The organism is Alistipes sp. AF48-12 (assembly GCF_003477565.1).
Lineage (GTDB): Bacteria > Bacteroidota > Bacteroidia > Bacteroidales > Rikenellaceae > Alistipes_A > Alistipes_A hominis.
On sequence record NZ_QUDJ01000003.1, the window covers coordinates 123,275 to 141,432 of the forward strand.

The following is an 18,158-nucleotide window of genomic DNA, read 5'->3' on the forward strand; positions in this document are numbered from 1 at the left end:
GCAGTCAAAAGCGCGGCCGAAGGGTTTACTGTTGCGGAGCCAGAATGACGTTATACGTTTTTTTCAGCCATACGCGGTAACGAATCCGTCTGTCCCAGGTGTTGCCGGCCGAAGCGAAATCGCAGAACCGGATCTGCCTGGGTTTATAAAAATCGCCTTCCAGGTCGGTACCCAGCACCAGCGGGGCCGTATAGACCATCCACATCTTTTCGGGTTTGTCCGCTTCCGTTACGGGCATCAGTTCCACATAGCCGTCTGCATTGGCTTGGATGACGGAGGCTTCGTCCACGAATCCGTCGTCGAACCGGGAATCCCGCGCCAGAACGATCGGCCCGCGCTCGATAGCCTGGTAACCGTTCAGTTCGACGAGCCGTCCGCGCATATCCAGATTTACGGAAATCTTGTCGCCCGGTTCCCAGCGTCTTCTGACGGTGACGTAGGTTCCGGGCCGGACGTCTCCGATCGATTCGCCGTTCACGGCGACCCGGCTGACCTTGCTCCAGGCGGGAATTCGCACGGCGACTGCGAATTCGAGGTTCCTCGGCGCGTTCACGGCGATTTCGATGTCGCCATCTTCGGGATAGGCGGTCGTCTGTTCCAGCGAGATTTCGTTTTTACCCAACGAAGCTTTGGTGGTCGACGGACCGTACAGGTTGACGAACAGACTGTCGTTGCTGGAAAGGACGGCAGCGGTCGGGATCATCGCGAATGCCCGCGGACCGTTCGAATTGCAGCAGTTCACATGCATGCCGCACTGATGTTCGCCGGCCGAACGCACGCCTTCGAGCGGACTGTATTTGGCGATTTGCCCGGCGTCCTCTTTCAGCGCTGCGAGCAGCGCGTTGTACGTCGTTTTTTCGATTTGGTCGGCATAAAGCGGATTTTTGGTCAAATCGAGCAGGTTTTGGCAGAGCTTCATCCATGTCATCGTAACGCAGGTTCCATCGTATGGTAAGCCGGGTCGGTCTGCAGCCGTTTCCCGTGATAGAAACATTCGAATGCGCTGCCCGAGCCGGCGATATTGATCTCCTCGTCGATGATGTTCCGCACGGTCGCCTCGACGGCCTTCAGGTAGTCGGGATTTTTCGTGATCTTGTACAGTTCGAGCAGACCGTCGTAACAAGACATCATTTCATAGGCTTTTTGCCCGTTGTCCCACGAACACCAGGTTTCCCAGCCGCTTTTGAACGGGAAGCGCTCCGCCACCGGAACCCCGGCCAGCGCTTTGCCGATCAACTGCGGACCTTTGTCGGTTTCCCAACGGCCGACGATGTATTTGGCGAAGTCGAGGTACTTGCCGTTCCCCGTACGGTTATATAGATAGACGATCGGTTCGAGGATCGAGCTGGGCGGCAGTCCCCGGTAGATGCCGGCCATCTCGATCTCTTTTTTCGCCGGAATCACGGTCATCAGGCGGTCGGCCAGCTTGCAGGCTCCTTCGATCGCTTTTTTGTCTCCGGTCAGGTCGTAATAGGCAAGCAGACCGAGCAACGTGTATTTCTGCCCCCATACGTCCCAGTTGGTCAGTTGCGCTTCCGGCGCGTAATTGCCGATGTATCCGTCCTCGGACTGGGTCGAGAGCAGACCGCTCACGCCGTTGCCGATCTTCTGCAACAACTGCGGGTCGCGGTTGTATCGGTAGGCTCCGATGGCGCCGAGCGTCCATTTGCCCCAGAATTCGGATTGCCAGCGGTTAGTCTCGTTCCGTTGCCGGAACGGGGCGACCAGTAGGTTTTCGTCCTCGCTCATCACGCGGACGCGGATGCAGGCGTCGATGCGTCCGCCGAGGTAGCCGTCGACGTGGGTCTGAACGGTCGGCTCCGGCGCTCTTTTGAAAGTCGCGGAGGGCTTGCGCGCCGCAGCGGTTTCCCCGACGATCAGCAGGGATAATAGCGCGGCGGATATCACTTTACGTTTCATATCGTTAAGTTTTGGGTTTGAATTGATTTGATAAAGGTATGAAAAAAAAACGATACCGGACGGTGCCGGTATCGTTTTCGGGTATATGCGCGGCGTTTCGTACCGGATTTATCGAAGGTGCGGGTTGAGATTTCCCCATTCGGATACCGGCGGCAGAATACCCATGCCGATCACCTCGTCGCGCAGCTTGACCAAGTGCAGATAGCTGGCGTGCAGCGATTCGGTCTCCCCGGCTGTGCCGTGCGGGACTTTATAGCGCACGCCGTCGCGGTCGATCGTGGTCTCCATCGCCATCATGACCGGCCCCTGATCGCCGTCCGGGACGTAGACGCCGGCCGGCCAACGGAACGGAGTTCCGCCCATGGCCGCGCGGATCATTTCGATCGACAGGTAGGCGGGACTTTGGAACGAAGAACGTCCGCGCAGTTCGATGATACGCTTGCCGCCCTGAATCACGTGCTGCCGCAGGGCGGCCCATTGTTCGTCGGTCAGCGCCGCCGTGCCGATCAGTTCGGTCAGCGGTTTGCCGTCCACTTTCGCGGTGGAAGCGAATACGGCCATCTGTTCGCCGTGTCCTCCGTAAGTGCGCGAACCGGTTACCCGGTCTTGCGCGATGCCGAAATGCTGCGCCAGCGCGATTTGCAGCCGCGTGCTGTCCAGTGCGGCCAGCGTGCTGACCTGCGAAGGCTTCAAGCCGGAGTAGAGCAGCGTAATCAGTCCGGTAATGTCGGCCGGATTAAACACCACGACCACATGCTTCACGTCGGGACAATAGTTGCGGAGGTCTTTGCCGAACTGCGCGGCGATCTCGGCGTTGCCTTTCAGCAGGTCTTCGCGCGTCATGCCCGCTTTGCGGGCGGCCCCGCCCGAAGAAACGACGTATCCCGCTCCGTCGAGCGCTTTGCGGATATCGCTGGTATAGGTTAGGTTGACGCCCTCGAATCCGCAGTGGTACATCTCTTCGGCGACTCCTTCCAATGCCGGGGCATAGGGGTCGTAGGCGCAGATGTTCGGGGTCAGTCCCATCATGATCGCGGTTTGCACCATGTTCGAGCCGATCATCCCGGCCGCTCCGACGATGGTCAGTTTTTCGTTTGTCAGAAATTTCATATCGATTCGGTTTTAGAGTTTCATAACATAAAAGTAGTTTTTTCAGCGGATCAATAGTCATGCAAAATTCTTATTTCCGATAACGAATCGGAATGATTATTATGTAAGTATTTGCATTTTAAAGTGTTGTATGACGAAAAAAGTTGCCGAACCATGTCGGCAACTTCGCTTATTATCTAACCGGAACGGTCGTTTTGCCTGCGGAGGGATTACAGGAAGGCTTTCACGTCGGTTACGATCTCGCCGTCGAACAGGTCGATCGTGCGCGATGCGTAGGAGGAGTCGTGCTGCGAGTGGGTTACCATTACGACGGTCGTGCCCTCCTTGTTCAGTTCGGTCAGCAGATCCATGACCTCTTTGCCGTTCTTCGAGTCGAGGTTGCCGGTGGGCTCATCGGCGAGGATCAGCTTCGGGTTCGAAACGACGGCGCGGGCGATGGCGACGCGCTGCTGCTGACCTCCGGAAAGCTGTTGGGGAAAGTGGCGGGCGCGGTGGCTGATATTCATCCGGTCGAGGATCTCGTTGACCATTTTTTTGCGCTGGGCGGCTTTGACGCGCAGGTAGATCAAAGGCAGCTCGACGTTCTCGTAGACGTTCAGTTCGTCGATCAGGTTGAAACTTTGGAAAACGAAACCGATTTTGCCTTTGCGGTACAGCGTGCGATCTTTTTCCTTCAGGGTTCCGACTTCCTTTCCGAGCAGGTAGTATTTGCCCGACGTAGGGTTGTCCAGCAGCCCGAGGATGTTCAACAGCGTCGATTTGCCGCAACCGGACGGCCCCATGACCGCAATGAATTCGCCTTCGGTGACTTCGAACGAAACCTTGTTCAGAGCGATGGTTTCGATCTCTTCCGTACGGAAGCTCTTGCTCAGTTCTTCAACTTTCAACATAGCAGTAATTTTTAAAAAGAATGAATGATTATGAATGTTCGGAAAATAATTAATGTTTTTTCAACGACCGGGCGGGATTGTCCGTGGCGGCCCGGTACGTCTGGATCAGTACGGTGGCGACGGTGGTTCCCAGCACGATCGCCAGCGCCGCGAGATAAATCCAGATTTCGACCGGAGCTTTGTAGGCGAAGTTTTCGAGCCACCGGTCGACGATGCAGTAAGCTATCGGTACGGCGACAACGAAACACGCCAGTACGATGCGCACGTAAATTTTGTTGAACATCCGGAGGATCTCGCCGACAGTCGCGCCGTGGATCTTCCGAATCCCGATCTCTTTGCGACGGTACTGGGTTTCGAACAGCACGAGGCCGAATACCCCTACGATCGAGATCAAGATCGACAGCAGGCTGAACAAGGTGAGTAAATTCGACAGTTTTTGTTCTTTGTAGTATTGATTTCCGATCTCTTCGTCCATGAATCTAATGTCGAGCTGGCTGTCCGGAACCAGCTCTTTGACGGATTTCCTGATGAAATCCGCGACGGCGGGAATATCCGTTCCGTTGGTCTTGACGAACAGATAGCGCAGCGGAGTCCACGCGCCCCATTCGGTTGTCCCGAACGCGACGAATGCGAACGGATTGATGCCGTATTGCAGCGGTTGAAAATTGAATCTCTGGCGATGCCTACGATATTTGTTCCGTCCTCCATCTTTTCGCCGACTGTGATGCTGTCTTTCCGCTGAGACGTTTCGTTGAATATTTGAGATATTTCCGGTTTTAAATCATCGTTTTCGTTGAAATCGCGTCCGTCCGTAATCCGGATTCCCATGAAACGTAAAAAATTCGAAGCTACCGGATAGGCGTCATAAGTAATGCCTTTTCCTTTGTAACTACGTCCCCAGCGCATCCGTCCTTTTGCGACAAACGGTCCGGCGGCGAAAGTCACGTCCGTGATGGCGGGATTGCTCGTCAGCTTGTCGGCCAGGGTTTTTCTTTTGTCGGCTATTTCACGGGGCACCCATGTGGTCAGGATATTTTCACGTTGGAACCCTATATCGGATTTTTGCATGTAACGGTTTTGTCTGTGTATCGACAGTGTGACGATGATCAATGTGATCGATATCGCGTACTGTACCGATATCAGTACCGTGCGCAAACGGCGTCCTTTCGGGGTAAGCCCGAAAACGCCTTTCACTACGAGCGCCGGAGCGAACGAGGTGCTGTAAAAAGCCGGGTATATTCCGGACAGGATTCCGGTCGCGACGGCGATAAGCGCCGTGCCCCACAGAATCGGCATATCGGCTCCGACGTCGCACGGGGCGCTGATGTCGGATGCCAGCGGCGTTCCGGAGAATGCATGAACGATCAGCAGCGCAACGAAAAACGAGACGACCGCGAGTCCCGCCGATTCCGCAATCATGTTCCGTCGGATGGCGGCGTTCGATCCGCCCAGCACTTTCTGGACGTTGATGCTGCGGATACGGGTCGGAATAAGCGAAGTGGAGAAATTGACGAAGTTGATCATAGCGATCAGGATAATCAGAACGCCGATACTCATCAGGGAGTAGACCGTCGCGCGGTTGCCCGTATCCGTCGGACTGTAGCTGACGCTTTGTGTAAAATGGGTTTCGGTGATCGGAGTGAGCCGGAAAAAGTTGTCCGGAACCGAATTTCCCGTACCGACGAACTCCTGATACTTTTTGTTCATGGCCTGCATGACTTGCTCGGCATTTTCCCTTGCGTTCAGCCGGATGTAATAGACGTAATTCCAGTTGTTGCCGTTGCCGGCATTTTCCTGGCCGATAAACCGGACGATGCTGTTGGATCTTATCGTCGCGTTTTGCGGAAAGTTTTTATAAACTCCGACGATCTCTACCGGGTGCTCCGTGTCCTTGTCGAAAATAAGGCTGCGTCCGACCGGGTTTTGGTCGCCGTAAATCGCTGTGGCGACCTGTTCCGAGATCAATACCGTCCCGGATTCCGAAAAACGCTGCGGACTGCCGTGAACGAATTCGAATTCCAATATATCCAGCGCGTCGGGTTCGGCGGTATAAAAGTGGAAAGGGCCCTGACGGGAGTCTTTCCCGAGACTCTGGTCGTAGATGTCGAGCTGTTGATAACTTTGGATCAGTCCCGTTTTTTCGATTTCGGGTTCTGCTGCGAACACCTTTTCCGCCACCAGGCGGGAGGTGTTGGCGCTATACTTTCCGTTTTCGGTCATTGCCTGATTTTCGACCCGGAATATCCGATCCGCATTTTTGTAATGCCGGTCGAACGACAGATCGTATTTTACCTGCGTCATGATAATCATGAACGAGGCGAATGCGATACTCAACCCAATGACGTTGAGCAGCGAAGCGATTTTGTACTTTTTCAGTACGTGGAAGAAATTTTTCAAAGGTGTCATGATTGGCAAGCGTTTGTAGTTTGGTTATTCGGTTTTAATCGATTTTATAGGATTGTCCGTCGCGGTTTTGTAGCAGCGAAGCGTGATGATCGCGACGACGACGCTTAGTACGACGATCAGCGCGGCGAGGAAGATCCAACTATGGATCGGCGTTCGGTAAGCGAAATTTTCGAGCCATCGTTTTACTCCGTAATAAGCGACCGGTGTCGCGACAACGAAGCAGGCCAGTACGATCCGGACATAAGTGCCGTTAAATATTCGGAGGATTTCGCCGACGGTCGCGCCGTGGATTTTCCGGATGCCGATCTCCTTACGCCGGTACTGTGTTTCGAACAGCACGAGACCGAATACGCCGACGACCGAGATCAGCATCGACAGTAGGCTGAACAGCAAAATCAGGGTCGAGAGGTTCCGTTCTTTCTGATACAGTTGTCCGATTGAATCGTCCAGAAATACGAGATTTTCTTCCGCATCCGGATCGAATTCTTGTATGGTTTCCCGGATAAACTTCAAGGTGGCGGAAAGATTCGCCGGGTTGACTTTAACGTACAGGGTGCCTGTCTGCCAGCTCTTCGCAATCGGATGGTCGCCGAATACGGCGAAAGCGATCGGTTCGATACCGTATTGCAGCGGCTTGAAGTTGAAATCCCGGGCGATGCCTGCTATGTCCCACTCTCCGAATCGTTCTCCGACTGTCAGTCCGTACTGGCGTTGGGCCGTTTGGTTGAATATGACGGTAAAGTTGGATTTCCGGTTGTCGTCCGCAATAAAGTCGCGTCCTTCCGTAATTCCGATTCCCATGAACGACAGGAAGTTCGGCGCTACCGGAAAAATATTCGGGGCAATCAGTTCCCCTTTATACGTTTGACCCCAGCGGGATTTGTTGAGATCCACGATTTTTCCGCTGGAGAACGTAACGTCGACGATTGCCGGATTGCTTTTCAGCTTGTCGGCGAACGCATCCTTTTGCGAGGCTATCCTGCTTCCGATCCACTGCTGGATCAAGATGTTGTCGCGCTCGAATCCCATATTGAACCGTTGCATGTAGCGGTTTTGAACGTAGATCGAAATGGAGAAAACAATCAGGACGATCGAAATGACGAATTGGAACGCGATGAGCAGCGTCCGCACGCGCTTTCCTTTCGGCGAAAGAGCAAAAGAGCCTTTGATCGCCAGGATTGGGGGCCGCGAAGTCGCGTAAAATGCAGGATAAATGCCCGATAGCAGACCGGTAACGATGGCGACGACGGCCGTTATCGCCAGGATTTGCAGATCGGATCCGATTTTTGTGCAACTCTCGATGAACGAGGCGTATGCGGAGCCAGCGAAGAGCTTTACGACGATCAGCGACAGAAGCAGCGAAAGGAGGGCGATCCCCATGACTTCCCCGATCAGGTTGCAGCGGATGGCTCCGTTGGTATTGCCAAACACTTTCTGTGTATTGATGCTGCGCAGGCGAACCGGCGTGAGCGCGATGGAAAAATTGACGAAATTGACGATGGCGATCCCGATGATCAGCACGGCGATGGCCAGTAACGACCAGACCGTTGTGCGACTGCTTTTAGGAGTAGGATCGAACCGGACGTTTTTCAAATAATGGATTTCGGAGATCGGGCTCAGTCGGAAAACGGTCGAATCTTCTTTAATCTGTTTGAAGATATCGGAATGTTTGTTGACGTTCCACAGTTCCGCTTCGACTTTTCCCCTGTTTTGCGGAGCATTCAGCCGGATATAATAGACGTAGCTTTCGTTGTTGGCGTTAATATCCGCATCCCCGATAAAACGGACGATGCTGCCGGTTTCCACCGATCCGTTTTTCGGGAAATCTTTGTAGACTCCGATGATCTCCTGCGGGGCTTCGGTATCCAGCGCGAGGATCAGACTGCGCCCTACGGGATCTTCCGTTCCGTAGAGGGCGGTGGCGACCGTTTCGGAGATCAATACCGTGTTCGGTTCGCGAAAACGTTGCGCATTTCCCCGGACGTATTCGAATTCCAGTACGTCCAGCGCGCCGGGCTCGGCGGAATAGATGCGGAAAGGACCTTGCTGCGCGTTTTTTCCGGCATTTTTATCATAAACGGCAAGCTCCGGGCCGCCGGTGAACAAGCCTTGTCGTTCCACTTCGGGAATCGAACCCAACGGTTTTGCCATCGGCCGGCTTACCACCGCGTTATGGGCATTGCCGTCGAAAGAACGGGTTTCGAGCCTGAAAATCCGGTCTTTGTTTTTGTAATGCCGGTCGAACGAAAAGTCGTACTTCACCTGTGTCGTAATGATCGTGAACGAGGCGAAAGCTACCGATAGTCCGATGATGTTGAGTATGGCGGCGACTTTGTACTTTTTAAATGGCAAAATCAGGTTTTTCAGCGTATGCATAGCTTATTCGTTTTTCGTTATTCGGTTCGGATCGATTTTATAGGATTGTCCGTCGCGGTTTTGTAGCAGCGCAGCGTGATGACGGCGACGACGATAATCAGCACGATAGCCGGCGCCATGAGGAAGATCCAACTAGGGATCGGCGTTTTATAGGTGAAGCTTTCGAGCCATCGTTTTACGACGATATAGCCGCAGGCGCCGCGACCGCAAAGCATATCAATACGATGCGGATGTAGGTTTTGTTAAACATCCGAAGAATTTCGCCGGTTTGGGAACCGTACACTTTGCGTAGAGCGATCTCCTTGCGCCGGCTGGAGGTTTCGAAATGGATGACTCCGAAAACCCCGGTGATCGCAAGCGATACCGACACCAGGCTGAACAGGAAAATCATTTCCGAAAGGTTTCGTTCCTTCTGATATAGGTTGCCCAGTTGTTCTTCCATGAATTTTACGTCGGGAACCTGCCTCTGCGGACTGAGTGTCCGGTAGGCTTCCCTGATGAAAGCGATAGCCGGTCCGGGATCGGGATTGTTTATTTTGACGTACATGCAGTACAACGGCGACGAACGATCGTATACGATCAGAGCTATCGGTTCGATGGAGTAATGCAACGGTTTATCGTGGTAATCTTCGACGATGCCGACGATTTCTCCGGAATGTTCCAGCCAGTCGGGGACGGTTATGTCATAAAGTTTTTTTGCCGTTCGGTTGAAAATAAGGGCGGGAGCGTCCCTCTGCTGGTCGGTCTCCGTGAAATCCCGTCCTTCGACCAGGTGCATTCCCATGAAAGAACAAAAATTCGGCGCAACCCCCATGAGTCGGAAACCGATTTCATCGTTTTTATAAAGGCGGTTGCAAAACGTTCCGCCTTTGCTGACGATAAAAGTGCGGCTGAGGGTTACGTCGGCGATGTCCGGATTGCTTTTCAGCTTATGGATCAACGGGTCGGCCGATCTGCCCGCTAACGGGCCCAGATCGAACGTTACGATATTTTCGCGCGGCAACCCGATGTCGAATTGTCGAATATAGCGGTTTTGAATATGAACCGCCAGCGCAACGATAATTAGTATCATCGAGATGGAGAACTGAACCGCAATAAGGACGACGCGTAGTTTTTTACCCGGCCGGGAGACGGAGAACGTCCCCTTCAGCGCCAGGGCGGGTTGCAAGGATGTAATGTAAAAAGCGGGATAGATTCCTGCGATAAAACCGGTCAGCAGTGCGATTCCCGCAGAAATCGAGATCAGGCCGGGATAGTCGCCGGGCGAGATTCCTCCGGTAATCAGCGAAGATAGGTTCGTTTCTTCCAGTGCGTGAACGGTGAGTACGGCCAGCAGGAACGAGACTGCCGTCAGGCAGACCGCTTCGGCGATCAGATTGATCCGCAACTGCCGGGAGCGGCATCCGAATACTTTTTGCGTATTGATACTGCGCATGCGCGCCGGAGCCTGTGCGATCGTGAAATTAATGAAGTTGATAACCGCGATCAGCAGGATCAGCAGGGCAACCGTCAGCAGCGAATAGGTGGTGTTGCGGTTTCCCCCTTCCTGGGAGATCGTTTCGTTGAAGAAATAGAGGTCGTTCAATCCGACGAGCCGTAGCCGTTGGCTTCTTGTCGAGTCTTCGTCATACGTTTTCGCATAATTCCATACGAGGGGTAGCAGATCCTGTTCGATTCGGCGGATGTCGGCATTCTGTTTTACCCGGACGAAATAAGGGGTCGAACAGTTGTTGAAATCTTGGAGCAGCCGCTCCTTCAGGTCGGTATAGACATCGTTTTTCAACGAGGCGTTTTTCGGAAAATCACGGTATACGGCGACGATCGTAAATTGGGCGGCCTCCCGGTATCCTTCCGACTTGGCAATGGTTTGCCCGACCGGGTTTTCGCTGCCGAAAAGCTTTACGGCCAGCGAATGGGGAATAATCGCCGCGTTGGGTTCGGAAAAGGCGTTTAGGTCGCCGGAAAGCGTTTCGAATCCGAAGACATCCAACCAGGATCGCGAAACGAGCGAAAAACCGGCGGCGATAGCCGACTCCGGCCCTCGTTCGGGCCGAAAGAACGGAACGTTGGGATCTCCGTGTTGATACGATAGGCATCCGCCCGTTTCGATTCCGGCTGATGACCGGAGCAGTTTTTCGGCCAGCGGCCGGGGCAGCACGGTGCCCAGATCGCCGGATTGCGGTACTTGAAAACAGAGCCCGTATATCCGGTTGGCATTCGGGTAGCATCGGTCGTATCCGAGTTCATACCATACCTGCATCATGATGAGCATGAACGAAGCGAACGCAACGGTAAGTCCGGCTATGTTCAGCAGGGCGGCTGTTTTGTTCCGGGCGAACAGGTTGACTAAATTTCGTAACAAGATTTTCATGACTTTGTATCGTTTTGTGATAATTATTCTTTCCGGATCGAGTCGGCCGGGTTTTCACGGGCGGTACGGTAGCACAATAGCGAAATGGTCGCGACGGTAATCGACAGCACGAGCGATAGGGCCGTGCCGAATATCCACGGATCGATCGGAGTCCGGTAAGCGAACCGTTCCAGCCACTTGTCGCCCGCGTACCACGTTATCGGCGTCGCGACGGCGAAACAGATCAGAATTATCCGTATGTATCCGGCATTGAACATGCGCAGGATTTCTCCTGATGTGGCGCCGTGTACTTTCCGCAGCCCGATCTCTTTGCGGCGGTACTGCATGTCGAACAGCACGAGGCCGAAGACTCCGACGACCGATATGAGGATCGACAGCAGGCTGAACAAGGCGATCTGTTTCGAAAAAAGGGCTTCTTTCCGATACAGGTTGCCGATCGCTTGATCCATGAAAACGATGTCCTGAGCCCGGTTTCGGATGTCGAATTTACCGCCCGTTTCCCGGATGTGCCCGATGACGGCCGCCAGATCGCCTCCGTTGACTTTCACGTAAACGACGTTCAGCGGAATGCAGTCATTGATTCCGAACAGGCAAAAGGCGGCCGGTTCGATCGCGTATTGCAACGGCTGGTAGTTGAAGTCCCGGACAATCCCTGCGATGTCGTCCCGGGCGGTGAAACCGTGGATCGTGCTGTTCGGTTCTATGCCGTATTTTCTTTCGGCCGTTTGATTGAAAATGAACGTATTGTTTTCTTTCAGACGGTCGGTTTCCCGGAAGTCGCGCCCTTCGGCAATCTCCATTCCCATGAACGACAAGAAATTGGACGCTACGCAATAGACGCAGAATTTGCTTGTTCGATTTTTGTAAACGGACGAAAGCCGCATCGGAGGGGTGCGGTCGACGAGTTGGCCGAACGAGAAGGTGACGTCAGCGATGGCGGAATGGCTTTTCAGCATGCCGGCGTATGCGTCCAGTTGTTCGCTCGTTTTCGACGATACGGTCGTTATCAGGATGTTTTGTTGCCGGAAGCCGAGATCGTGGCTTTTCAGAAACCTGTCTTGCCGGTGAATGAGCAGGGCCGCTGCAATAAAGCCGATAGTGACCATGAACTGTGTTGCAATCAGCACGGTGCGCAGCCGTTTCCCGGTACGGGTATTTCCGAAATTTCCCTGGATCGCGAGGGCCGGATTGAACGAGGTGCTGTAAAAAGCCGGGTAAAGTCCCGAAAGTATCCCGGTTGTCGAAGCGGCGGCCAGCGAGATCCAGATCGCAGCCGGATTCTCGCTCGGCGAAGCGATTCCGTTCAGCAGATTCGCCGACAGCGGAGACAGCCATTGTACGATGCACAGCGCCAGTAAAAATGCAACCAGCGTTGTCCCGACAGTTTCGGCGATCAGATTGCGCCGTAATACGGAAGTTTTGCATCCGAAAATCTTACGAGCGTTCAGGCTTCGTACGCGGGTCGGTATCAGTGCGATCGCGAAATTGACCGAATTGATGGCAGCGATCCCGAGAATCAGAATGGCGGCGGCGATCAGCGACAAGGTGGTCGCGCGACTGCCTTTTTCGTGGGAGTCGCTGATGCAGTCCGTCGCATAATATACGTCGTGCAGGTTGTGGAGCCGGATACGTTTCGTTGAATCGCCGTCGGTCTCCCGGATTTTCCGGGTCAGATCGGCCTCTATTTTCGCTTTGTGTCCGGCATCGTTCGCCACGATATAATACATGATGTCGGAGATGGTAGTTTCGAGCGGACGAACCGTGTAGACATCGTTTTTTACGGATGAATTCTTCGGAAAATCCCGGTAAACGGCGACGATTTGTAGCGGTTTTTCGTAATTTTCCGGAATCAGCGTTTTGCCGACGGCGTCGCCGTCCGGAAAGGCCGTTTTTGCAAAACTTTCCGGAACGACGGCTGTGCCCGGTTCGGAAAGCCTGTCCGGATCTCCCCCGACATACCGGAAACCGAATACCTCCGGCCAGTTTTCCGTGACCTGTATGCACCGGATCGGAAACCGTGTCTCCGACTCGTCGAAAACATTGTTTGAAAACCATCTCAGTCCGCCTTCCCCTGCGATGTCCGGAACGGATGCGGTCATTTGTTCGACGGTCGAAAAGTCGTTGCCGATCCAGGGTGAAAAGACGGTGGCGTTGTCCGCTGCCGAACTGCGTTCGATCCGGAAAATCCGGTCGGCGTTTTCGTACTGCCGGTCATAGCCCAGGTCGTAGTCGACCTGCATGACGATTAGCATGAACGAGGCGAGCGCGACGGTCAGTCCTGCGAGGTTCAGCAGGGCGGCCGCTTTGTGATGCCGTAGCAGGTAGAGAAAGTTTTTAAAAAAAATCATCGGGTGATCTATTGTGAAAGGTTACTCTTTTTTGATCGAATTGACCGGGTTTTCGTTGGCCGTTTTGCGGATTTTCAGGACGGTGATTGCACAGATCAGCCCGGCGACGGCTATCCCGCAAACGATGTAGATCCACAAACTCAGCGGTACTTTAACGGCGAAGCGTTCCAGCCAGTGTCTGCCTTGCAGGAAGGACAGGCCGAGCCCCGCTACGATGCCGGCGCATACGGTGTATTTCAGATCGGATGCTATCAGCCGGACGATGCTGCCCGGAGTCGCTCCGTTCACTTTGCGGATGGCGATCTCCTTGCTGCGGCGGCGGATTTCGTCGTTGATGAAGCCGAGCAGCCCGATCAGGCTTATTGCCAGCGTAATAAATACGCCGACGAATATCATGTTGCGCAACATTCTTTCGTTGTAATAGGCATTGAGCGTCAGGTCGTCGTAAGCCCAGGTCCGGATATCCTGTTCCGGCGCCAGGGTTTTCAGCTTTGCGGTCAATGACGCGATATTTTCCGGCGTGATCGCATCGACGCGGATCTGAATGTCTTCTATGCCGTTCTGGTCGTTCATACAGAACAGGGCCAGCGGTTCGATGCCGGCGCGCAGTGTCGACGTCCGGAAATCCCGGACCACGCCGATGACGGTGCAAGGGGTCGGGCTGCCGAAGAAAAAACTGTTCCCGACCGGATTGCCCTGCCAGCCCATTTTTCGCACGAACTCTTCGTTGACGATCACCTGTCCCTCGGTGGGCATATTTTCAAAGTTTTCGCCTTGCTTCAGTTGGATACCCATCGTGGGTATGTAGTCCGGTGAAATCACGTCAAGACGCGTGACGAAGAGATTGTTTTTCTGATCGTCCTGAACAGGGTTTCCGGAATACCCTCCTTCGAGCGGGTGGCATCCCGCTCCGATTCCGGTCACGAAAGGCAGCGACAACAATTCCTGCCTGGCGGTTTCGTACTGTTGGATGTTTCTGCCCGCCAGAGCCTCGGTATGAAGCATGTTTTTCGTATTGTATCCCGGATTTTCCCGCAGCATCAGGTCGTATTGCCTGACCACCGTGACCAGTAGTGAAATCAGCAGTGTTACCGCAGTAAACTGGATCAGCAGTAATGCCTGCTTCCACAACCGGTTGCTCGGCGAATAGCGCCGGTAGGCGGTCGTGACGGGAATTCTTGCGAGCAGATTCGCCGGTACCAGCCCTGCCAGCAGGAATACTCCGGCGACTATTGGGATGATATACCTGAGATTATATCCGGAGAAAAGCATTTTCGGAGTCGCTCCGACCATTTTCTGGATGGTGTCCCGCAAACCGAACAGCAAAGCGATGACGAACAGGAATGAAATCAGGATCAATAGGGACGTTTCGCTCATCATGATGCTGAAGATGTCCGATTTGCGGGCTCCGTTACATTTGTGCATCGCCATGGTCCGGCTTCGTTCCGGGAGGGAAGAAAAGTTCGACAGGACGTAATTCAGCGCCGATACGAACAGGATCGCAACAGCGAGCAGGATCAGCAGTTGTGTTGCGTTTTTAACGTCGGGTTGTTGCGCGTAAATGTCGGTCATCGGATTGAAAAAATATTCGATCTTGAACCCTTGCGCGGCATCGCCGGCATAATCGTAATACTTTTGCAGTACGTCCATGATCCGCGGTTCTATCGAATCGGGAACGGCTTGGGGAACGAGCCTTACGTACCCCGTATAACTGTCTCCGCCGCCCCATCCCGAATTCCGGCGCATTTTTTTTACGTTGTCGAACGAAACGATTCCTTCACATCTTACATCCGTATTATCCGGCAGATCCTCGAATATCCCGGCTACCCGGTAATGGGTTCCGGTCGCTTCCTCCAGCATTTGTCCGATCGGGTCGGCTTCGCCGAAGATCCGTCGCGCCGTTTTTCGGGAAAGGAACAGGTTGTCCGGATCCTGAAGAGCCTGCTCCGGATCGCCGGACAGGACTTCGATACTGAACAAGTCGAAAAACGCCGTGTCTGTACAGGCTATGTTTATCTTGAAAGGATGTTCGCCGTGTGTCAGCAAAGGGAAATGCCGGCAGATGACCGTAGCGGTTTCGATTTCCGGGAATTCGTCTTTCAGGGCCGGGGCGACGGGCGCCGATATGTATCCGGCCCTGATCTCCCGGTCGGGCAGGGTTACACGTTCGTCCACACGGTAGATCCGTTCTGCGTCGGGGAACGATTTGTTGTAAGATTCCACATAGACGATTTTTGCCAGGAACACCCATCCGAGAAACAACCCCATTGTGATGGATATCAGCTTGATTACATTGTTTCCACGCAGTTTGAGCAGGTATTTGAAGGCATAGGAGAGCGTTTTCATAATCGTTCGGGGTTTAGATGTTTTTCGGATTATTCTTTTTTAATGGATTTTACCGGGTTTTCGCAGGCTGTCCGCCGTGTTTTTAGGATGACCGTTACGGCGATGATCGCGCAAACGGTCAAGCCGCATCCGGCGAACAGTCCGATGTTCAACGGCGTCTTTGTCGCGAATCGAAGCAACCAGTTGCTCCCGATGAAATACGCTCCCGCGAATCCGGCGACCAGTGCCGCCAATGTGATCCATTGCAGGTCGCGGGCGATCAGCCGGACGATGCTGCTCGCGGTCGCTCCGTTGACTTTGCGGATGGCGATTTCCTTGCTGCGGCGCTGGATTTCATTGTTCGTATAACCGACCAAGCCGATCAACGAGATCAGCAGCGTGACGATCACGCCGACGAATACCGTGTTGCGAAAGTGCAACTCGTTTTCGTATTGCGCCCGGATGACTTCCCGGTAGATATCGACGGTAATATCCGTCGAGGGGAACAGATTCGTCAGGAGTTTGCGAATTTCGGAGAGTTTTTCCGGGGTAATCCCGTCGAGTTTTGCGATCAGGATCGGGCTCCCCGTCGCCGGCATCAGCACGGAAGGGTGTATGACGGAGTTCGGTTCCCGGATCAGCGGCTGGTTGTAGAAGTTTTCGACCACTCCGACGATCGTGCGCGGAGTTTGGAACAAGAGTACCGTTTTCCCGATCGGGCTGTCGGTCCATTGCATTTTTTCGACCAACTCTTCGTTGACAATGATTTCATTGCCGGCCGGGTCGGCGCCGAAATTACGGCCCGATGCCACCCGGATCTCCATTGCCGGGATAAAGTCGGAGTCGACGCCGTAGGCGAAAATATGCACGCCCCTGCCGGTGGCCTCTTCCGAGATGTTGTCTCCCGAACATTCATATCCGGGCAGACCCGACGCGAAACACACAACCTGCACGGCCGGGAGCTTCCCGAGCTGGTGTTTCAGCATGTCGGCCTGTGCCGGGTCGAGTCCCGGAAACCGGACAAAGACGAGATTCTCGTAACGGAACCCCGGATCTTTATGAAGCACCAGGCGGTATTGCCTGACGACGATCGCCAGCAACGTGATCATCAGGCCGCGCATCCGAACTGGATGAAAAGCAGGAATTGTTTCCACAGCCGTTTGTTTAGCGCATAGTTACGGAATGCCAGCGCGACCGGGATCGACGAGAATATTTTGGCCGGGATGACGCCGGCGATCAGGAACAGCGGGATGATGACCGCCAGCGTTTTGGTCAGATTGCCGGCCGTGAAAATAGCGCTGAAAGGGGTGGTTATGATTTGCTGGATCGGTTGCCTGAATGAAAAAACGAGAAGAACGGCCAGCAGCATCGACAACAGGATCAGGATCGCGGTCTCCGAAAGCATCATGCCGAAAATGCCGGAAGAGGTGTTGCCGTTGCATTTGTACATTGCCATTGTCCGGGCGCGGGTGGCCAGCGACGAGATCGAAGCCAGCGCGTAATTCATCGCCGCGACGAGCAGCACGATGAAAGCCAGCAGGCTCCGGATGAAGACATGATGACGGACGTCGGCATTGTCCCGGTGCAGTTGCGTTACCGGATACAGTCTGTAAAAGACCTCGTCCGTATCTGCGTATTTCCTGCAGATTTTCCGTAAATCTGCATTGACCGAATCGGGGTTGGCTCCCGGAACCAGTTTTACGTATCCCCTGAAACAGTCGGTGCCGCCCCATTTCATATTCGGCCGCCATCCGTTGATGTCCGTGAACGGGGCGATGTTCCTCAGCGGAATCAGCGCATCGAAACTCAGTGTGCTGTTTTTCGGAAAATCCTCGAACACGCCCGCCACGGTGTAAGGGGCGGACTTGTCGTAAAAGACGATTTCCCCGACCGGATTTCGCCCGCCGAACATCCGTTCCGCACAGCTTCCGGATAGGAAAATATTCCGGTCGCTCAGGAATCCGCTGCGGAGATCCCCTTGAGTCAGTTTCACTCCGAAAAAATCGAAAAATACGGAATCGGCGTGGTACAGTCCTTGGAAAACGTGAGGATGATCCTCGTAATAAAAGGGACGTAAATTGCGTTGGGGGAAAAACATCGTGCCTGAGACCGTTCTCGGCAGCTCGTCGCGCAGAACGGACCAGGGCTCTCCGAACAACCCGTCGGCCACGTCGTCTTCATTTTCGCCGACCCATACGAACCGGGCCTGGTAAATGCGGTCGGCATCCGGATAAAAACGGTCGAAAGAGGTGTCGAAAGCTACCTGCGACAGCAGAATAGCGCCTACGACCAGCCCGAGCGTCATGGACAGGATACGGATCAGGTTGTTGCCCCGGTTTCGGGTCAGGTACCGGAAAGTGTAGATCAGTCGCTTCATGCGGATTCTTCGGTTTGACAGTTTCTGTGTAATAT

The 18,158-nt window shown here is 54.0% G+C and carries 13 protein-coding genes; all 13 read right to left on the minus strand.

All coding sequences use genetic code 11. The features are described from left to right. Positions 1-25 precede the first annotated feature (25 nt). The 13 genes from DW082_RS14870 to DW082_RS02890 all read right to left on the minus strand — a co-directional run bounded on the left by DW082_RS14870 (position 26) and on the right by DW082_RS02890 (position 18,123). Entirely contained in the window at positions 26-928 is a 903-nt protein-coding gene (locus DW082_RS14870) for a glycoside hydrolase family 127 protein (RefSeq protein WP_259335479.1), read from the minus strand. Beyond that, a complete protein-coding gene (locus DW082_RS14875; protein WP_259335480.1) occupies positions 925-1,920 on the minus strand; it encodes a glycoside hydrolase family 127 protein in 996 nt (331 codons plus the stop codon). Before DW082_RS14875 ends, DW082_RS14870 begins: the two co-directional genes overlap by 4 nt. 108 nt (positions 1,921-2,028) lie before the next feature. Beyond that, positions 2,029-3,030 (minus strand): malate dehydrogenase, encoded by a 1,002-nt coding sequence (locus DW082_RS02845; RefSeq protein WP_101573298.1) that lies wholly within the window; start codon positions 3,028-3,030, stop codon positions 2,029-2,031. Between the two features lie 209 nt (positions 3,031-3,239). Further along, positions 3,240-3,920, minus strand: coding sequence for an ABC transporter ATP-binding protein (locus DW082_RS02850; protein ID WP_101573296.1), 681 nt, complete (start codon positions 3,918-3,920; stop codon positions 3,240-3,242). A gap of 49 nt (positions 3,921-3,969) precedes the next feature. Beyond that, complete coding sequence (locus DW082_RS02855; protein ID WP_182424073.1) at positions 3,970-4,335, minus strand: ABC transporter permease; 366 nt, start codon at positions 4,333-4,335, stop codon at positions 3,970-3,972. Then, positions 4,311-6,326, minus strand: a complete 2,016-nt coding sequence (locus tag DW082_RS02860) for an ABC transporter permease (protein ID WP_118457227.1) — start codon at positions 6,324-6,326, stop codon at positions 4,311-4,313. The genes DW082_RS02855 and DW082_RS02860 overlap by 25 nt, the downstream gene beginning before the upstream one ends. Before the next feature lie 24 nt (positions 6,327-6,350). Beyond that, the gene (locus DW082_RS02865; RefSeq protein ID WP_118457229.1) at positions 6,351-8,702 is read right to left on the minus strand and encodes an ABC transporter permease; all 2,352 of its coding nucleotides are present in this window, start codon (positions 8,700-8,702) and stop codon (positions 6,351-6,353) included. 17 nt (positions 8,703-8,719) lie between these two features. Next, a complete protein-coding gene (locus tag DW082_RS14240) occupies positions 8,720-8,917 on the minus strand; it encodes a hypothetical protein (protein WP_147386948.1) in 198 nt (65 codons plus the stop codon). Then, positions 8,878-11,073 (minus strand): ABC transporter permease, encoded by a 2,196-nt coding sequence (locus DW082_RS02870; protein WP_118457230.1) that lies wholly within the window; start codon positions 11,071-11,073, stop codon positions 8,878-8,880. The genes DW082_RS14240 and DW082_RS02870 overlap by 40 nt, the downstream gene beginning before the upstream one ends. A gap of 23 nt (positions 11,074-11,096) precedes the next feature. Continuing rightward, positions 11,097-13,421 carry an FtsX-like permease family protein gene (locus tag DW082_RS02875; protein ID WP_118457232.1) on the minus strand — a complete coding sequence of 775 codons (2,325 nt, stop codon included), beginning with the start codon at positions 13,419-13,421 and terminating at the stop codon, positions 11,097-11,099. Between the two features lie 21 nt (positions 13,422-13,442). Then, on the minus strand, positions 13,443-15,767 hold the full coding sequence (locus DW082_RS02880; RefSeq protein ID WP_118457234.1) for an ABC transporter permease: 2,325 nt from the start codon (positions 15,765-15,767) through the stop codon (positions 13,443-13,445). 29 nt (positions 15,768-15,796) lie between these two features. After that, entirely contained in the window at positions 15,797-16,900 is a 1,104-nt protein-coding gene (locus DW082_RS02885; RefSeq protein WP_147386949.1) for an ABC transporter permease, read from the minus strand. Further along, entirely contained in the window at positions 16,855-18,123 is a 1,269-nt protein-coding gene (locus tag DW082_RS02890; protein ID WP_118457237.1) for an ABC transporter permease, read from the minus strand. The genes DW082_RS02885 and DW082_RS02890 overlap by 46 nt, the downstream gene beginning before the upstream one ends. Positions 18,124-18,158 lie beyond the last annotated feature (35 nt).